This window comes from Stenotrophomonas sp. yr243, assembly GCF_900184195.1.
In the GTDB taxonomy this organism is placed as follows: Bacteria; Pseudomonadota; Gammaproteobacteria; order Xanthomonadales; family Xanthomonadaceae; genus Stenotrophomonas; species Stenotrophomonas lactitubi.
This window is the reverse complement of sequence record NZ_FXWT01000003.1, coordinates 45,801-61,498: the sequence shown is the minus strand read 5'-3', so window position 1 is coordinate 61,498 and position 15,698 is coordinate 45,801. Positions and strand designations below refer to the sequence as shown.

The 15,698-nt window shown below is 66.6% G+C and carries 17 protein-coding genes; 7 read left to right on the top strand and 10 right to left on the bottom strand.

Annotated elements, in window-relative coordinates:
• Positions 1–61: 61 nt before the first annotated feature.
• The 4 genes from QOL57_RS12980 to prmB all read right to left on the bottom strand — a co-directional run bounded on the left by QOL57_RS12980 (position 62) and on the right by prmB (position 4,240).
• Entirely contained in the window at positions 62–1,090 is a 1,029-nt protein-coding gene (locus QOL57_RS12980) for an aspartate-semialdehyde dehydrogenase (protein ID WP_089236322.1), read from the bottom strand.
• A 90-nt stretch (positions 1,091–1,180) separates the two neighbouring features.
• Positions 1,181–2,218, bottom strand: coding sequence for a D-glycerate dehydrogenase (locus QOL57_RS12975; protein WP_089236323.1), 1,038 nt, complete (start codon positions 2,216–2,218; stop codon positions 1,181–1,183).
• The gene (aroC, locus tag QOL57_RS12970) at positions 2,211–3,314 is read right to left on the bottom strand and encodes a chorismate synthase (protein WP_089236324.1); all 1,104 of its coding nucleotides are present in this window, start codon (positions 3,312–3,314) and stop codon (positions 2,211–2,213) included. The genes QOL57_RS12975 and aroC overlap by 8 nt, the downstream gene beginning before the upstream one ends.
• Entirely contained in the window at positions 3,311–4,240 is a 930-nt protein-coding gene (gene prmB / locus QOL57_RS12965) for a 50S ribosomal protein L3 N(5)-glutamine methyltransferase (RefSeq protein WP_089236325.1), read from the bottom strand. The genes aroC and prmB overlap by 4 nt, the downstream gene beginning before the upstream one ends.
• Positions 4,241–4,363: 123 nt before the next feature.
• Between prmB and QOL57_RS12960 the strand changes: the two genes are divergently transcribed.
• Both QOL57_RS12960 and asd read left to right on the top strand, forming a co-directional pair.
• Positions 4,364–5,014, top strand: a complete 651-nt coding sequence (locus tag QOL57_RS12960; protein WP_025876141.1) for an SCO family protein — start codon at positions 4,364–4,366, stop codon at positions 5,012–5,014.
• Positions 5,011–5,853, top strand: a complete 843-nt coding sequence (gene asd / locus QOL57_RS12955) for an archaetidylserine decarboxylase (RefSeq protein WP_089236326.1) — start codon at positions 5,011–5,013, stop codon at positions 5,851–5,853. Before QOL57_RS12960 ends, asd begins: the two co-directional genes overlap by 4 nt.
• 112 nt (positions 5,854–5,965) lie before the next feature.
• Here the strand turns inward: asd and QOL57_RS12950 are convergent, their stop codons facing one another.
• Positions 5,966–6,313: a ribonuclease E inhibitor RraB gene (locus QOL57_RS12950; protein WP_089236327.1), complete on the bottom strand. Its 348-nt coding sequence runs from the start codon at positions 6,311–6,313 to the stop codon at positions 5,966–5,968.
• 23 nt (positions 6,314–6,336) lie between these two features.
• Positions 6,337–7,947 (bottom strand): transglycosylase SLT domain-containing protein, encoded by a 1,611-nt coding sequence (locus QOL57_RS12945; protein ID WP_089236328.1) that lies wholly within the window; start codon positions 7,945–7,947, stop codon positions 6,337–6,339.
• A 122-nt stretch (positions 7,948–8,069) separates the two neighbouring features.
• Between QOL57_RS12945 and QOL57_RS12940 the strand changes: the two genes are divergently transcribed.
• A complete protein-coding gene (locus QOL57_RS12940; RefSeq protein ID WP_089236329.1) occupies positions 8,070–9,575 on the top strand; it encodes a helicase HerA-like domain-containing protein in 1,506 nt (501 codons plus the stop codon).
• 128 nt (positions 9,576–9,703) lie between these two features.
• Entirely contained in the window at positions 9,704–10,219 is a 516-nt protein-coding gene (greB, locus tag QOL57_RS12935) for a transcription elongation factor GreB (RefSeq protein ID WP_089236330.1), read from the top strand.
• 43 nt (positions 10,220–10,262) lie between these two features.
• Here greB and QOL57_RS12930 read toward each other — a convergent pair whose 3' ends face one another.
• Complete coding sequence (locus tag QOL57_RS12930) at positions 10,263–11,081, bottom strand: DUF3025 domain-containing protein (protein WP_089236331.1); 819 nt, start codon at positions 11,079–11,081, stop codon at positions 10,263–10,265.
• On the bottom strand, positions 11,078–12,439 hold the full coding sequence (gene rimO / locus QOL57_RS12925) for a 30S ribosomal protein S12 methylthiotransferase RimO (protein WP_089236332.1): 1,362 nt from the start codon (positions 12,437–12,439) through the stop codon (positions 11,078–11,080). Before rimO ends, QOL57_RS12930 begins: the two co-directional genes overlap by 4 nt.
• A gap of 205 nt (positions 12,440–12,644) precedes the next feature.
• Here rimO and QOL57_RS12920 point away from each other — a divergent pair, with 205 nt between their 5' ends.
• The 3 genes from QOL57_RS12920 to QOL57_RS12910 are packed head-to-tail and all read left to right on the top strand — an operon-like array spanning position 12,645 to position 13,918.
• Positions 12,645–13,316 (top strand): dienelactone hydrolase family protein, encoded by a 672-nt coding sequence (locus QOL57_RS12920; protein ID WP_089236333.1) that lies wholly within the window; start codon positions 12,645–12,647, stop codon positions 13,314–13,316.
• Positions 13,313–13,735 carry an HIT family protein gene (locus tag QOL57_RS12915; RefSeq protein ID WP_089236334.1) on the top strand — a complete coding sequence of 141 codons (423 nt, stop codon included), beginning with the start codon at positions 13,313–13,315 and terminating at the stop codon, positions 13,733–13,735. The genes QOL57_RS12920 and QOL57_RS12915 overlap by 4 nt, the downstream gene beginning before the upstream one ends.
• A gap of 15 nt (positions 13,736–13,750) precedes the next feature.
• On the top strand, positions 13,751–13,918 hold the full coding sequence (locus QOL57_RS12910) for a DUF5668 domain-containing protein (RefSeq protein WP_025876120.1): 168 nt from the start codon (positions 13,751–13,753) through the stop codon (positions 13,916–13,918).
• Between the two features lie 65 nt (positions 13,919–13,983).
• Here the strand turns inward: QOL57_RS12910 and dcd are convergent, their stop codons facing one another.
• On the bottom strand, positions 13,984–14,550 hold the full coding sequence (dcd, locus tag QOL57_RS12905) for a dCTP deaminase (protein WP_089236335.1): 567 nt from the start codon (positions 14,548–14,550) through the stop codon (positions 13,984–13,986).
• 79 nt (positions 14,551–14,629) lie between these two features.
• Positions 14,630–15,484, bottom strand: coding sequence for an iron-sulfur cluster carrier protein ApbC (apbC, locus tag QOL57_RS12900; protein WP_089236336.1), 855 nt, complete (start codon positions 15,482–15,484; stop codon positions 14,630–14,632).
• Positions 15,485–15,698: the final 214 nt, after the last annotated feature.

The following is a 15,698-nucleotide window of genomic DNA, read 5'->3' as shown; positions in this document are numbered from 1 at the left end:
GGGGAGAGCCGAGCATGGGCTCGGCTCTACAGAAAAGGCCGGGCGTTGCCCGGCCTCTCCATCAGCGCGTCTCGGCGGCGACCAGCTCGGCCAGCTGCACCGCGTTGAGGGCAGCCCCCTTGCGCACGTTGTCCGACACGATCCACAGGTTCAGGCCGCGCGGATGCGACAGGTCCTCGCGGATGCGGCCGACGTACACCGCGTCCGTGCCCGAGGCATGGGTAACCGGCGTCGGGTAGCCACCGGCTTCATGACGATCCACCACCTCGATGCCCGGCGACTGTTCCAGCAACGCGCGCGCTTCGGCCACGGTCACCTTGTCACGGGTCTCGATCGCCACCGATTCGGAGTGGCCGTAGAACACCGGCACACGCACCGCGGTCGGGTTCACCAGGATGCTGTCGTCGCCCAGGATCTTGCGGGTCTCCCAGACCAGCTTCATCTCTTCCTTGGTGAAGCCGTTGTCCAGGAAGTCGTCGATGTGCGGGATCAGGTTGAAGGCGATCTGCACCGGGAAACGCTGCGGATCGATTTCCTGGAAGCTCAACAGCTGGCCGGTCTGCTTGCCCAGTTCTTCCAGCGCCGAACGGCCACCGCCGGACACCGACTGGTAGGTGGACACGTTGATGCGTTCGATGCCGTACTTGCGATGCAGCGGCGCCAACGCGACCAGCATCTGCATGGTCGAGCAGTTCGGGTTGGCGATGATGCCGCGCGGACGGTTGCCGACCTGGTCCGGGTTGACCTCCGACACCACCAGCGGCACGTCATCGTCGTAACGGAAGGCCGAGGAGTTGTCGATCACCACCGCGCCAGCGGCGGCGAACTTCGGGGCGTATTCCTTGGACACGCTGCCACCGGCCGAGAACAGGGCGATGTCCACGCCACTCGGGTCGAAGGTGGCCAGGTCCTGGATCTTGACCTTGCTGCCGTTGAACTCGACTTCGCCGCCGGCCGAGCGCTCGGAAGCGAGCAGGCTCAGGGTGGCGACCGGGAAATCGCGCTCGGCCAGGATGGCCAGCATGGTCTCGCCGACCGCACCGGTGGCGCCGACGATGGCGACGTGGAAGCTGCGTTGTGCATTGCTCATGGGGGAACTCTCACGAAAACGGGAAGGGGGAAAACTCACGCACGACAGCTGGGTTCGGGGAGCCTCCTCGGATGGATGCGCGGAGGTTCCCTATCGTTTCCCGCTTTTTTTATCCGAGGAGGCGCGCGCGGCAAGGGCCGCGTCGGCGTTGATCGCGCTCGGCATGCGCGCCGGGCTGCCGTCCAGGCCAAGCCCGGCCAGCAGATTGTCCACGGCCATCTGCACCATGGCCTTACGCGTGGCCAGCGAGGCACTGCCGATGTGCGGGGTCAGTACGATGTTGCGCAGGGCCAGCAGTTCCGGCCGCACGTTCGGCTCGCCTTCGTAGACATCCAGGCCCGCGGCCGCCAGGCGACCGTTGGCCAGTGCATCGGCCAGCGCAAGTTCGTCGACGATGCCGCCGCGGGCGATGTTCACCAGCGTGGCGGACGGCTTCATCTTCGCCAGCGCAGCGGCGTCGATGATGTGGTGCGACGACGGGGAGTACGGCAGTACGGTCAGCAGATGGTCGGACTGCGCCAGCAGCGTGTCCAGATCCACGTAGGTCGCACCGAGCGCGACTTCGGCCTCGGCCGGCAGCCGCGAACGGTTGTGGTACAGCACCTTCATGCCGAAGCCGTGCGCACCGCGACGGGCGATGCCCTGGCCGATGCGGCCCATGCCGAGGATACCCAGCGTGCTGCCATGGATGTCGGCACCGAGCATGGTCTGGAACGACCATTGCCCCCATTGCCCCTCGCGCAGCCAGCGCTCGGATTCGGTGATCCGGCGCGCGGTGGCCATCAGCAGGGCGAAGCCGAGATCGGCGGTGGTCTCGGTGAGGACGTCCGGGGTGTTGCTGGCGAGGATGCCGGCGGCGCTGAGCGCGTCGACATCCAGATTGTTGTAGCCGACCCCGACATTCGCGATCACCTGCAGCTGCACGGTGTCGGCAACCTGGGCCGCGCCGATGCGCTCGTTGAGGGTGATGATCGCGCCGTCAACGTCAGCCAGCTGCGCGGCGATCTGCTGCGGCGACCAGGCGGTGACGGCATCGGTGGTGCGCAGCTGCACGCGATCACGCAGCGGCGCGATGGCCGCGTCGATCAGCGGCTGGCTCACCCACACCGTCGGCCGCGCATCAGCCATCAAGCTGGCCGGGAATGCGCGGGGTGATGGTGCCGACGTCGCCGCACTGTGCGCGGTGGCGCAGCGCCTGGTCCATCAGCACCAGTGCCATCATCGCCTCGGCGATGGGGGTGGCGCGGATGCCGACGCAGGGATCATGGCGGCCGGTGGTGACCACCTCCACCACGTTGCCGGCCGTGTCCAGCGACTCACCCGGCAGGCGCAGGCTGGAGGTCGGCTTCAGCACCATCGAGGCGACCACCGGCTGGCCGGTGGAGATGCCACCAAGAATGCCGCCGGCATGGTTGCTGGCAAAACCCTGAGGAGTCAGCAGGTCACGGTGCTCGGTGCCCTTCTGCATGGCGCTGGCGAAACCGTCGCCGATCTCCACGCCCTTCACCGCGTTGATGCTCATCAGTGCGGCAGCGAGCTCGCCATCAAGCTTGCCGTAGATCGGCTCGCCCCAGCCCGGCGGCACGTTGTCGGCGACCACGTCCACACAGGCGCCGACCGAATCACCGGACTTGCGCAGCGCATCCATGTACGCCTCCAGCTCGGGCACCTGTGCGGCATGCGGCCAGAAGAACGGGTTGTCTTCGACCACCGACCAGTCGAAACCGGCCGGGGTGATCTCGCCCAGCTGCGACAGGTAGCCGCGCACGGTGATGCCGAAGCGTTCGGCCAGCCATTTCTTGGCAATCACGCCAGCGGCTACGCGCATGGTGGTCTCGCGCGCCGAGGAACGGCCGCCGCCACGCGGGTCGCGGATGCCGTACTTGTGCCAGTAGCTGTAGTCGGCATGCCCCGGACGGAACTGCTGGCCGATGTTGCTGTAGTCCTTGCTGCGCTGGTCGGTGTTGCGGATCAGCAGCGCGATCGGGGTGCCGGTGGTCAGGCCCTCGTACACCCCGGACAGGATCTCGATTTCGTCGGCCTCGCGCCGCGCCGAGGTATGCCGGCTCTTGCCGGTGGCGCGACGCTGCAGGTCATGGCTGAATTCGGCCGCGTCCAGCGCCAGCCCCGGCGGGCAGCCATCGATCACGCAGCCGATGGCCGGCCCGTGCGATTCGCCGAACGTGGTGACGGTGAACAGCTTGCCGAACGAATTGGAGCTCACGGGCGCTGTGCCGCCAGTTCGGTGATGCGTGCGCTGTGGGCGATCAGCTCGCGGCACTCGACCGCGAAGATGCCCATCTGGCCGACCTTGAACTCGACCCAGGCGAAATCGACTTCCGGCAGCAGCTTGATCAGGTGCTGTTCGGATTCGCCCACTTCACAGATCAGCAGGCCGTCCTCGCTCAGGTGCAGCGGCGCGTCGCGCAGGATCTTCAGCACCAGGTCCAGGCCGTCGTCACCGGCACGCAGGCCCATGTCCGGCTCGTAGGAGTATTCCTGCGGCAGGGCATCGGTCTCGTCGTTGGTGACGTACGGCGGGTTGGTGACGATCAGGTCGTAGTGGCGGCCGGTCAGGCCGTTGAACAGGTCCGACTTCAACAGGGTCACGTTGTGCGCCTGCAGGCGTTCCTTGTTCTCTTCAGCCAGCGACAGCGCGTCATCGCTGAGGTCCACGCCGTCCACTTCCCAGTTCGGGTAGTAGTGGCCCATGGCGATGGCGATGCAGCCCGAACCGGTGCACAGGTCCAGCGCGCGGCTGACGTCGCGGCCAGCCAGCCACGGCTCGAAGCCGCACTCGATCAGTTCCGCGATCGGCGAACGCGGCACCAGGGCGCGCGTGTCGCTCTTGAAGCTGAGGCCGGCGAACCAGGCTTCTCCGGTCAGGTAGGCGGCCGGGATGCGCTCGTCGATGCGGCGCTGGAACAGCTCCAGCACCGCCAGCTTCTCTTCCCGCAGCAGGCGTGCCTGGCCGTAGGCCGGGCCGAGGTCGTGCGGCAGGTGCAGGCCGTGCAGCACCAGCTGAGTGGCCTCGTCCAGGGCATTGTCGTAGCTGTGCCCGAAGGTCAGGCCCGCAGCGTTGAAACGGCTGGTGCCGTAGCGGATCAGATCGATGATCGTATGGAGTTCGGCGGCCGTTTCAGCGGTCATGGCGGTACTGCGGGCAAAGTGGCCCCCGATTATAGGGGTTGCCGCCTGCGCCGGCATCCGTTGCGGCAGAAACGATCCAGTCGCAGCCGGTATGATGGTGGCCACTTCCTGCGGCGGAATCCCATGTTCAATCGCAACGTCGGCATCATCCTGCTGATCGCTCTGGCAGCGGGCCTTGGCCTGCTCGCCGCCCAGCAGGTGTTCGCGCCGAAGCCGCCGGCCGGGCAGCCGGCCACCGAAGCGATCACCCTGTACCCGCAGCCGCGCGCCCTGCCCGACTACAACCTGGCCCAGTCCGACGGCACGCGCCTGATTCCCGGCGAACTGAAGGGCCACTGGACCCTGGTGTTCCTCGGCTTCACCTTCTGCCCGGACGTGTGCCCGACCACCCTGGCCGAGCTGGCCGGCGCGCAGAACCAGTGGGAAGCCCTGCCCGATGGCCTGCGCCCGCGCGTGCTGTTCGTCTCGGTCGACCCGGAGCGCGACACCGCGACCCGCCTGGGCGAATACGCCCATGGCTTCCACAAGGACACCCTGGCGGCGACCGCCGACATCCCCTCGCTGGAGCGCTTTGCCACCTCGCTGGGCTTCGTGTTCCAGAAGGTGCCGGGCAAGCACTTCGACGAGAATCCCGAGGATTACACCCTCGAGCACTCCGCCAGCCTGGCCGTGCTCGACCCGCAGGGCCGGCTTGCCGGCCTGGTGCGGCCCCCGTTCAACGCGCCGGCGATCGCCCGCGACCTGCAGAAGCTGACCGAGAAATCCGCCCCATGAGTCTGACCACCGCCCTGACGTACGTCCTGCCCCACCGCCTGCTGTCCTCGATGGCGCGTTCGCTGGCGTACTCGGACAACCCGCGCGTATCGCGCTGGCTGATCGACACGGTCACCCGCAAGTTCAACGTCAACCTGGATGAAGCGGCCAACCCGGACCCGCGCAGCTACCCGACCTTCAACCAGTTCTTCACCCGCGCACTGAAACCCGGCGCGCGCGTGGCCGATGCCGATCCGCGCAGCCTGGTGATGCCGGCCGACGGCCGCATCAGTCAGCTCGGAAAGATCGACGCCGGCCGCATCTTCCAGGCCAAGGGCCAGTCCTTCACCGCCGCCGAGCTGCTGGGCAGCGCCGAGGACGCCAAGCCGTTCAACGAGGGCCTGTATGCCACGGTGTACTTGTCGCCGCGCGACTACCACCGCGTGCACATGCCGTGGACCGGCACCCTGCGCGAAACCGTGCACGTACCCGGCCGCCTGTTCAGCGTCGGCCCGGCCGCGGTGAACAACGTGCCCGGCCTGTTCGCACGCAACGAACGCCTGGTCTGCCACTTCGACACCAGTTTCGGCTCGATGGTCAGCGTGATGGTCGGTGCGCTGCTGGTGTCGGGCGTGGAAACGGTGTGGAGCGGCGAAGAAATTCCGCATTACGGCGACCGCATTACCCGCAAGGACTATCGTGGCCGCGGCATCACCCTGCAGCGCTTCGAAGAGATGGCGCGCTTCAATTACGGCTCGACCGTGATCGTGCTGCTGCCGCCGGGGGTGGCCGAATTCGCCCCGCATCTGGATGCCGAGCATCCGGTGCAGCTGGGCCAGGCACTGGCGAAGCTGCGCTGAGGTTCATGTAGAGTCGAGCCGTGCTGGGCTCACGCTTGGCCAGTAGATCCACGCCATGCGTGGATGGCTTCAACGGAATGCCGGCCAGCGGCCGGCACTACCGGATGCGGCGTTACTGCAGGGTCGGCGCCGGGCCGACGTCCATGCCGTCGTAGTCTTCCACGCCCATCTGCGTGGCCAGCGCGCTCAGTTCCTGGTTGCGCTTGTCCAGCGAGGTTTCGTCGTGGACTTCCACGCGCTCCACGTGCAGCACGTGGAATGCAGCGTCACCGTCTTCCGGCTCCTGCTCGAACAGTTCCACCAGCACATAGCCCTGCGCCTGCAGGTGGGTGCCCAGTGCCTGCAGCGGCTCGGCAGTGGAGTGCACGAAGAAGTACCCCCACAGCAGCGGGGCATCCAGGTCCCAGTCGGTGTTCTCGCGGAGGTTGGTGAACAGGTTGCGGGTGTCTTCGATGTCCATGCGATATCCAGATTGCAGAAAGATTATTTGTCGCAGCCCTGCAGCTTCAGCACCTGGCCGTGGCGCAGGCTGTAGCCGGGGGCCTTGAGGCCATTGGCGCGGGCCAGCACCGGCACATCGCACTGGAACTTCGCGGCGATCCGGCCCAGGGTCTCACCCTTGCCGACCTTGTAGCTGCGGGCCGGCTTGGCACGCGGTGCCAGCGCCGGGCGCGGCGCAGCCACGGGCGCTGCGGGCGTGGTCGGCACGCTGCTGGCGGCATTGGGATCGACCACCGGCACCACCCCGCCCACGGCCACGCTGCCGGTGTAGCTGGCGGCGCTCGGGCGCACGATCGCCGCATTGAGGTCGGCGGTGATCAAGGTGCGCGCCAGATCCGCACGCGGGCCGCTGACGCAGTTGCGCGCGTACAGGCCGGCAATGCGGTTGGTGGCGTTGATGAGGGTGCCGGCCGGGATCCAGCCATCGGCTTCATAGCGCGGGTTGAGGTTGCGCAATGCGCGCATGTAGCCATCGCGGGTGCCATGGCTGCCCAGACAGATGGTCAGCTCGTAGATCGTGGTCGAGCGGGCCAGGCGGATGGTGGCCGGCTGTGCGTTGATCTTCGGGAACTCCACGCCGTACTGCTGCGGGTGCAGGAAGATCCAGGACGCGGCGATCACCATCGGCACGTAGTCCTTGGTTTCGCCCGGGAACTGGTTGTAGACGCTGTCCACCCAGAAGCTCTGCCCCGGGTACTGCTTGTAGACGCGCGCCGCGCGGCCCTCGCCGCCGTTGTAGCCGGCCAACGACAGTTCGACGTTGTTGTTGAGCTCGCGCATGCGCTCGTTGAGGTACGTCGCGCTGGCTTCGGCGGCGCTGCGCGCATCGAAGCGGGTATCGAAACCGGTACCGTCCGGGCCCAGGCCGAAGCGGCGGCCGGTGGCCGGCATGAACTGCATCAGGCCTGCGGCGCCGGCACGTGAGGACGCATGCACGCGGCCATTGGACTCCTTGGCCATGATGCCGAACAGCAGCGCCTCGGGCAGGCCGCGCTTCTCCCATTCCGGCCACATCACCGCGCGCAGGTTCTGGTAGTTCTCGTAGGTGGTCATCAGCGCCGGGCGCATGTCGGTCAGCCAGCGGCGGATGCCGGCCTGCACGGCGGGGTTGTATTCGACCATGTTGTCGAAGGCATGGCGCTTGTCGTTGAGCAGCGCCGCCGCGCGGGCCGCCTCGGGCACGTCGGCAGCCAGCGGGCCGACATGGTCCGGGTCGGCTTCCAGGCGGTCGCCGGCTTCATCGGCCACGTCATCATCGGCGGCGGCATCGGCGTCATGCTTGAGCAGCCGCTTGTAGGTGGCCAGCATGTTGCTCATCTCGCAGCCCTTCTGCTTCACGCACTCGCTGATGACGTCTTCCATGTCCTCCAGCGCGGCATCGGCCTCGTTGCGCCCCTTCGGATCGGCGTTGGCCACCAGCAGCACGGCATCGCTGTAGCGCTTCTCGGCAGCCGTCATGCGCAGCTGCAGTGCATCCACCTTCACCTTGTCCCGGGCCGAAACCCGCTGTGCGTGGGCCTCCGGCGCCAGGGAAACCAGGCCAGCCAGGGCCAGCAGCGGCCAGGTGCGGGAAATCAGGACAGGAACGGGCATTGGTGGCACTGTGTATGAAACAGGCAGGCAGAGTAGCGGCGCGGCCAAGGTCGGGGCAAGCCGACCTTCGGCCCGTCACCGTCGGCGGTTAACATTGGCACATTCATCACAAGGGCTGGACCATGGATCCGATTCTGCTCGGCAAAGGCATCACCGACGATGTGGCTGTCACCCTGCTGCCGAAACTCGGCAACCGCCATGGGCTGGTGGCCGGCGCTACCGGCACCGGCAAGACCGTGACCCTGATGACCCTGGCCGAGGGCTTTTCGCGGATCGGGGTACCGGTGTTCCTGGCCGATGTGAAGGGCGATGTGTCTGGTCTGGCGGTGCCGGGTACCGGCGCTGAGAACCTGCTCAAGCGCGCGGCCGAGATCGGCGTGGGCGACTACGCCCCGGCGGCCAGCCCCACCGTGTTCTGGGACCTGTACGGCAAGCTCGGCCACCCGGTGCGCACCACCGTGAGCGAGATGGGCCCGACCCTGTTGGCACGCATCCTGGAATTGAACGACACCCAGGCCGGCGTGCTCGACATCGTGTTCAAGCTGGCCGATGACCGCGGCCTGCTGCTGCTGGACATGGACGACCTGCGCGCCCTGCTCGGCCTGGTGGCCGAGGAGCGCAAGGACATCTCCACCGAATACGGCCTGGTCAGCGCGCAGTCGGTGGCGGCCATCCAGCGCGCCCTGCTGCGCCTGGCGCAGGACGGCGGCGAGCACTTCTTCGGCGAACCGGCGCTGGAACTGGCCGACATCATGCGGGTCAACCATGATGGCCGCGGCGTCATCGGCATCCTTGCCGCCGACCAGCTGGTGCTCAAGCCCAAGCTGTACTCCACCTTCCTGCTGTGGCTGCTGTCGGAACTGTTCGAGCAGCTGCCGGAAGTGGGCGACCTCGACAAGCCGAAGCTGGTCTTCATTTTCGACGAAGCGCACCTGCTGTTCGACGATGCGCCGCCCGCACTGGTACAGCGCATCGAACAAGTGGTGCGGCTGATCCGCTCCAAGGGCGTGGGCGTGTACTTCTGCTCGCAGTTCCCGGACGACGTGCCGGCCAACATCCTCGGCCAGCTCGGCAACCGCGTACAGCACGCGTTGCGCGCATTCACCCCGCGCGACCAGAAGGCGGTGAAGACCGCCGCCGAGACCTTCGTGCCGAACCCGAAGCTGGATGTGGTGAAGGTGCTCAGCCAGCTCGGTACCGGCGAGGCGCTGGTGTCCACGCTGCAGGACAAGGGCGTACCGATGCCGGTACAGCAGACGATGATCGCCCCGCCGCGCTGCCGCATGGGACCGGTCACCGAGACCGAACGTACGCAGGTGCGTGCCGGCAGCCCGGTCGGCACGCGCTACGACACTGCCATCAACCGCGAATCGGCCGCCGAACTGCTGGCCCAGCGCGCGCAGAAGGCCGTCGAGAAGACCGATGCGCCGGCCGCGCGCAGCCGTGAGCAGGACGAGGCGCAGGAAGGCGGCTTCGGGCAGTCGATCAAGGACGCGATTTTCGGCACCAAGCGCCGCCAGGGCATGATCGAGACGATGGCCAAGCAGACCACGCGTACGGTCGGCACCAAGCTGGGCAACCAGATCGTGCGCGGCATCCTCGGCGGCATCTTCGGCGGCAAGCGTTGAGAGCTCCGTCACTCGGGTCAGAGTCCTTCCTGCGGAAGGAATCTGACCCCACTGCATGACCCGGGGTCGGATCCCTTCCGCAGGAAGGGCTCCGACCCCATCGTTCCCCTGAAAAGAAGTCTTACCGCATGTCCCGTTGGCGTCCCCCTGCAGAAAAGAGCACCGCGTTGATCACCGCCGCCGGCCATGCACGCTTGAAGGCCGAGCTGGATGAGCTGTGGCGGGTGCGTCGACCCGAGGTGGTCAAGGCACTGGCCGCGGCTGCAGCCGAAGGCGATCGCTCGGAGAATGCCGAATACACCTACCGCAAGAAGCAGCTGGGCGAGATCGATCGTCGTGTGCGCTACCTGACCAAGCGCCTGGAATCACTGCGCGTGGTCGACACCACGCCGACCGATCCACAAGCCGTGTTCTTCGGTGCCTGGGTGGAACTGGAGAACGTGGACAGCGGGCAGACCAGCCGCTACCGCATCGTAGGGCCGGACGAGACCGATGCAGGGCTGGGCTGGATCAGCATCGATTCGCCCTTGGCGCGGGCCTTGTTGAAGAAGCGCCTGGATGATGAGTTTTCGGTGGAACTGCCCAGTGGTCATCACACCTTTGCGGTGATCGATGTCGAGTACGAGACTGCGGCCAAGAGCTGAGCCTCTGGCGGGCAGCGGCGCTCAGCCGGGCATGAGCTCGGCTCTACAGCAGCGGCGGCGGGTAACGACGGCCTTCGCGCAGCGGGCGGAAATAATCGTCGTTCGCGTAGAAGGCTGGTGTCTGATCGGTGTGCCAGCCCGGAATTCCCGCCAATGGCAGCGGGCGCAGCTCCAGAGGGTCGAGCAGCGCCCTGCCCTCGTCGATGGCCTGCGCGACCGCGCCGATGCAGCCGGCATCATCATCGCCCTGCAGCACGATGCATTTACCCACCAGCAGCCGGCCCGGCAGCAACGCCTGTTCCATCAAGGCATGACCAAATACAGCGACAATGGCGATCCGCCCTGACTGCCAATGGCTCGGTTCGAACAACGCGCGCCAATCGTGAGCATCCCAGACTGCCAGCAATCCCGGGTCGCGCACCCGCATCACCACACCGGTTTCATCGAACTGGGTCAGCGCGGCCTGCGCGCGGTTGCGCTGTCCTGTGGCCATGCTGTCGATGTGCCGGCATTGCTGCGTGTTGAGTGCGCGCTTGATCGACGGGTAGCGTGCCCAGACCAGGGCATTGAACAGGTCGTGCCAGTTTTCGGCACGTGTTGCGATGCGGCCTGCGGCGATGCGCGTTTCATAGTGCAGGCCGTCGGCCAGCAGCGCCGCATCCTGTTCAACAACGCGCTTGCCCGGCAGCGCCAGGCGCGCGTCCAGGTCGGACACGCGCGGCCAGTCCGCTGTGGTCAGCAGATCAGCGAATTCGGCGATACCGGCAAACACCGGATGATCGAACGCAGACCGATCCACCGCCGCGCGCAGCGGTGCCACGAAGCGGCGGGGGCCGCCATCAGCAGCCTCCGCCCCGGTCACAGCACCTTGAGGTCGAAGGCCGGGCGCGTGGTCGGCGGCAGTGCGTCGCCGTAGAGGTCGTGCTCGTCGCTCTCGGTGATTTCCACGTCGACGAACTCACCCACGCGCAGCGGCACCTGGTCGGCGTTCTGGATGTGCACCAGGCCGTCGATCTCCGGCGCATCGGCCTTGGAACGGGCCACGGCGATATCGCCTTCGATGGCATCGACCAGGCATTGCTGCACCGTGCCGATCTTGGCTTCCAGACGCGAGGCCGAAATCTGCGCCTGCTTTTCCATGAAGTGTGCCAGTCGTTCCTGCTTCACTTCTTCCGGCACAGGGTCCGGCAGATTGTTGGCCGTGGCGCCCTCGACGGGCGAGTAGGCGAACGCACCCACGCGGTCCAGCTGCGCTTCGTCCAGGAAGGACAGCAGCTCTTCGAACTCGGCCTCGGTCTCGCCCGGGAAACCGACGATGAAGGTCGAACGCACGGTGATGTCCGGCGCGATGCGGCGCCAGTTCTGCACGCGCTCCAGGGTCTTCTCCACCGCGCCGGGGCGCTTCATCAGGCGCAGGATGCGCGGGCTGGCGTGCTGGAACGGGATGTCCAGGTACGGCAGGATACGGTTCTCGGCCATCAGCGGCACCACGTCATCGACGTGCGGATACGGATAGACGTAGTGCATGCGCACCCACGCATCCAGCTCGGACAAGCCTTCGCACAGTGCCTTCAGGCGGGTCTGGTAGGCCTTGTCGCGCCACATCTTCTCGGCGTATTTCACATCCACGCCGTAGGCAGAGGTGTCCTGCGAAACCACCAGCAGCTCGCGCACGCCGCCACGCACCAGGCGCTCGGCTTCGCGCAGCACGTCATCGACTGGGCGCGAGACCAGCTTGCCGCGCATCGACGGAATGATGCAGAAGCTGCAATGGTGGTTGCAGCCCTCGGAAATCTTCAGGTAGGCGTAGTGGCGCGGGGTCAGCTTGATGCCGTAGTCCGGCACCAGATCCACGAACGGGTCGTGCTTGGGCGGCAGCGCTGCATGCACGGCTTCCATCACGCTCTGGTAGTCCTGCGGCCCGGACACCGCCAGCACGTTCGGGTATGCCTCACGGATCTGCTCCGGGCGCTTGCCCAGGCAGCCGGTGACGATGACCTTGCCGTTCTGGTTCATCGCCTCGCCGATCGCATCCAACGATTCGGTCACCGCCGAATCGATGAAGCCGCAGGTGTTGACCACCACCACGTCGGCCGAATCGTAGGACGGGACGATGTCGTAGCCTTCCGACCGCAGCTGGGTAAGGATGCGCTCGGAATCGACGAGGGCCTTCGGGCAGCCAAGGCTGACGAAGCCGACTTTGGGGTTCAGCTGGGACATGGAATCGCGGGACTCTGGGGGCCTGGGCCCCTGCCGGCATGGCAGGGGGACCTGGGGGCCGGGGCCTGAAAGGGCGCCAGTATACCGGGGTTGGGGGGCGGCCTCTGAATCGCGTGAGCCGCCCGATCCCGCACAGCCGCTGACATCGCGCTAACCCGCCCAGCACCGACAATGCGGGCCTGTCCCCTGCAACGAGGTACCCCCGATGTCCGAATGGATCACCCTGGATACGCATCATGGCCCGGTCCGCGCCTGGCAGGCACTGCCCGAGGGCAAACCCCGCGGCGCACTGGTGGTGGTGCAGGAAATCTTCGGCGCCAACCCGCACATCCGCAGCGTGGCGGAGCGCTTCGCGGCCGAGGGCTACGCGGTGCTGGCGCCGTCGTTCTTCGACCTGGTGGACGGCCCCGACGCCGATCCGGACGCCCTGCCCTACAGCCCCGAAGGCGTGAAGGATGGCCTGGAACGGGTCACCACCCTGGGCATGGAGAAGGCACTGGAAGTGGTCCGCGCCGCAGCCACCCGGCTGGCCCCGCACGGCAAGGTGGGCACGGTCGGCTACTGCTGGGGCGGCAGCGTCGCGCTGCTGACGGCGCTGCGCCTGGGCCTGCCCTCGGTGAGCTACTACGGCGCACGCAACGTGCAGTTCCTGGATGAAACGCCGAAGGCCCCGGTGATGTTCCACTTCGGCGCGCAGGACAAGAGCATCCCGCCGGAGGCGATCCAGGCCCACCGCGAGAAGCTGCCGCAGATGGCGACCTACGTCTATCCGGCCGACCATGCCTTCAACCGCGAGGTCGGACATGCGTATGATCCAGACAGCGCCGCCCTGGCGCTGCAACGCACCCTGGACTTCTTCTCGGAGCATCTTGGATGAGCGATTTCGAACTCGATTCACGCCTGGCCACTGATAGCGTGCTGGTGGCCGAAGGCCCGTTGTCGCAAGTGCGACTGATGAACGACGAACGATTCCCCTGGCTGGTCCTGGTGCCGCGCCTGGCCGGGGTGACCGAGTGGATCGAGCTGGATGGCGATCAGCAGGACAAGCTGCGCACCGAGCTCAACCGCGCCTGCAAGGCGCTGCACGGTTCCGACGGGGTGGAGAAGATCAACATCGGCGCGCTGGGCAACATCGTGCGCCAGCTGCATTTCCACGTGATCGGCCGCCACGACGGCGATCCGGCGTGGCCGGGACCGGTCTGGGGCAGCGGCCCGGCGCACCGCTATGAGGCGGCCGCGCTGGACCAGCATGTCGCCTACTGGAAGGAACGGCTAGGATATCCGGCCCATTCCTGAGCCAGTGCCGACCCGATGCGATTCAATATCGTCGCCGCCATCCTGCTGATCCTGATCGGCCTGTTCATGCTGGCCAGCAACCTGGGCTGGACCAACCTGAACCTGTCGCGCCTGCTGTTGACCTGGTGGCCGCTCGGCCTGGTGGCCGTAGGCATCGCGATCCTGTTCGGTCGCGGCAAATAAGCAAAGGCGGCGCATGCGCCGCCTTCGCGATCACGCAGAACGCCGGGCATCGCCCGGCGCCTCCTTCAGGTGCGCGGCAGGGTCACGCCGGTCTGGCCCTGGTACTTGCCGCCGCGGTCCTTGTACGAGGTCTCGCACACTTCATCGGACTGGAAGAACAGCATCTGCGCCACGCCTTCGTTGGCGTAGATACGCGCCGGCAGCGGCGTGGTATTGCTGAATTCCAGGGTCACGTGGCCTTCCCACTCCGGCTCCAGCGGGGTCACGTTGACGATGATGCCGCAGCGCGCATAGGTGCTCTTGCCCAGGCAAACCACCAGGGTGTCGCGCGGAATGCGGAAATATTCGACCGTGCGCGCCAGCGCGAAGCTGTTCGGCGGAATGATGCACTCATCGCCAACGATATCGACGAAGCTGCCCGGGTCGAAATGCTTGGGGTCCACGATCGTCGAGTTGATGTTGGTGAACACCTTGAACTCGCGCGAGCAGCGCACGTCGTAGCCGTAGCTGGAAGTGCCGTAGCTGACGATGCGCTCGCCGTTGACCTGCTTGACCTGCCCGGCCTCGTACGGCTCGATCATGCCGTGCTGTTCGGACATCTGGCGGATCCAACGGTCACTCTTGATGCTCATGCTCTGTCCTGGGTGCAAGGGGGCGCGAGGATTCTAACAGGGGGCCGGGCGTCGCCGCCGCAGCCCCGCCAGCGGGCCCTTACAGCAGCGAGGACAGGATCGGGATCGAGGCGCGCGGGCGCTTGCCCACCTCCTCGACCAGACGCTGGGCAGCGCGATGGTAGGCCTGGGCCGCCGCCGAATCCGGCTGCGCGGCGGTGATCGGGGTGCCGGCATCGCCCTGCTCGCGGATGCCGATCTGCAGCGGCAACGACCCCAGCAGCGGTACGCCGTACTGCGCCGCCATGCGCTCGCCACCACCCTCGCCGAACAGGTGCTCCACGTGCCCGCAGTTGCTGCAGGTGTGCACGGCCATGTTCTCGACCACGCCCAGCACCGGCACCTCGACCTTCTCGAACATCTTCAGCGCCTTCTTCGCATCCAGCGTGGCGATGTCCTGCGGCGTGGTGACGATCACCGCACCGGCGAGCGGGATCTTCTGCACCAGCGTCAGCTGGATGTCGCCAGTGCCCGGCGGCAGGTCGATCAGCAGATAGTCCAGGTCATCCCACAGCGTGTCTTCGAACAGCTGGGTCAGCGCCGCCGTCGCGCGCGGTGCGCGCATGATCAGCGGTGTCTCGTCCTCGACCAGATAGCCGATCGACATGGTGTCCACGCCGAAGGCACGCATCGGCTCGATGCTCTTGTTGTCCGGGCTTTCCGGGCGACCGGACAACCCCAGCATCGCCGGCACGCTGGGGCCGTAGATGTCCGCATCAAGCACGCCGACGCGCGCGCCCAGCTGCTGCAGGGCGACGGCGAGATTGACTGCCGTGGTCGACTTGCCCACCCCACCCTTTCCCGAGCCCACCGCGATCACGTTGCGGATGCGCGCATGCGGCGCCAGTCCTTTCTGCACCTGGCTGGCATGCGGACGACGGGAAGAACTGTTCACTGCGGACTCCGGGGTGAATCGATAAGAAGAACCCAACATCATACAAGCTGGACGTACGCTGACTGAAATTCAGGATTGCTACAGATTCGTGCACAGATTGTTAAGTTCATGTTACGTTCGCTAAGCACTGGTTTTGGGCTGCGTCGCTGGTTCTACAGCACGCACGATGGCGCATGCGCAGTGCCGTACTCGTATTTGCTCTCTGAACGGAACT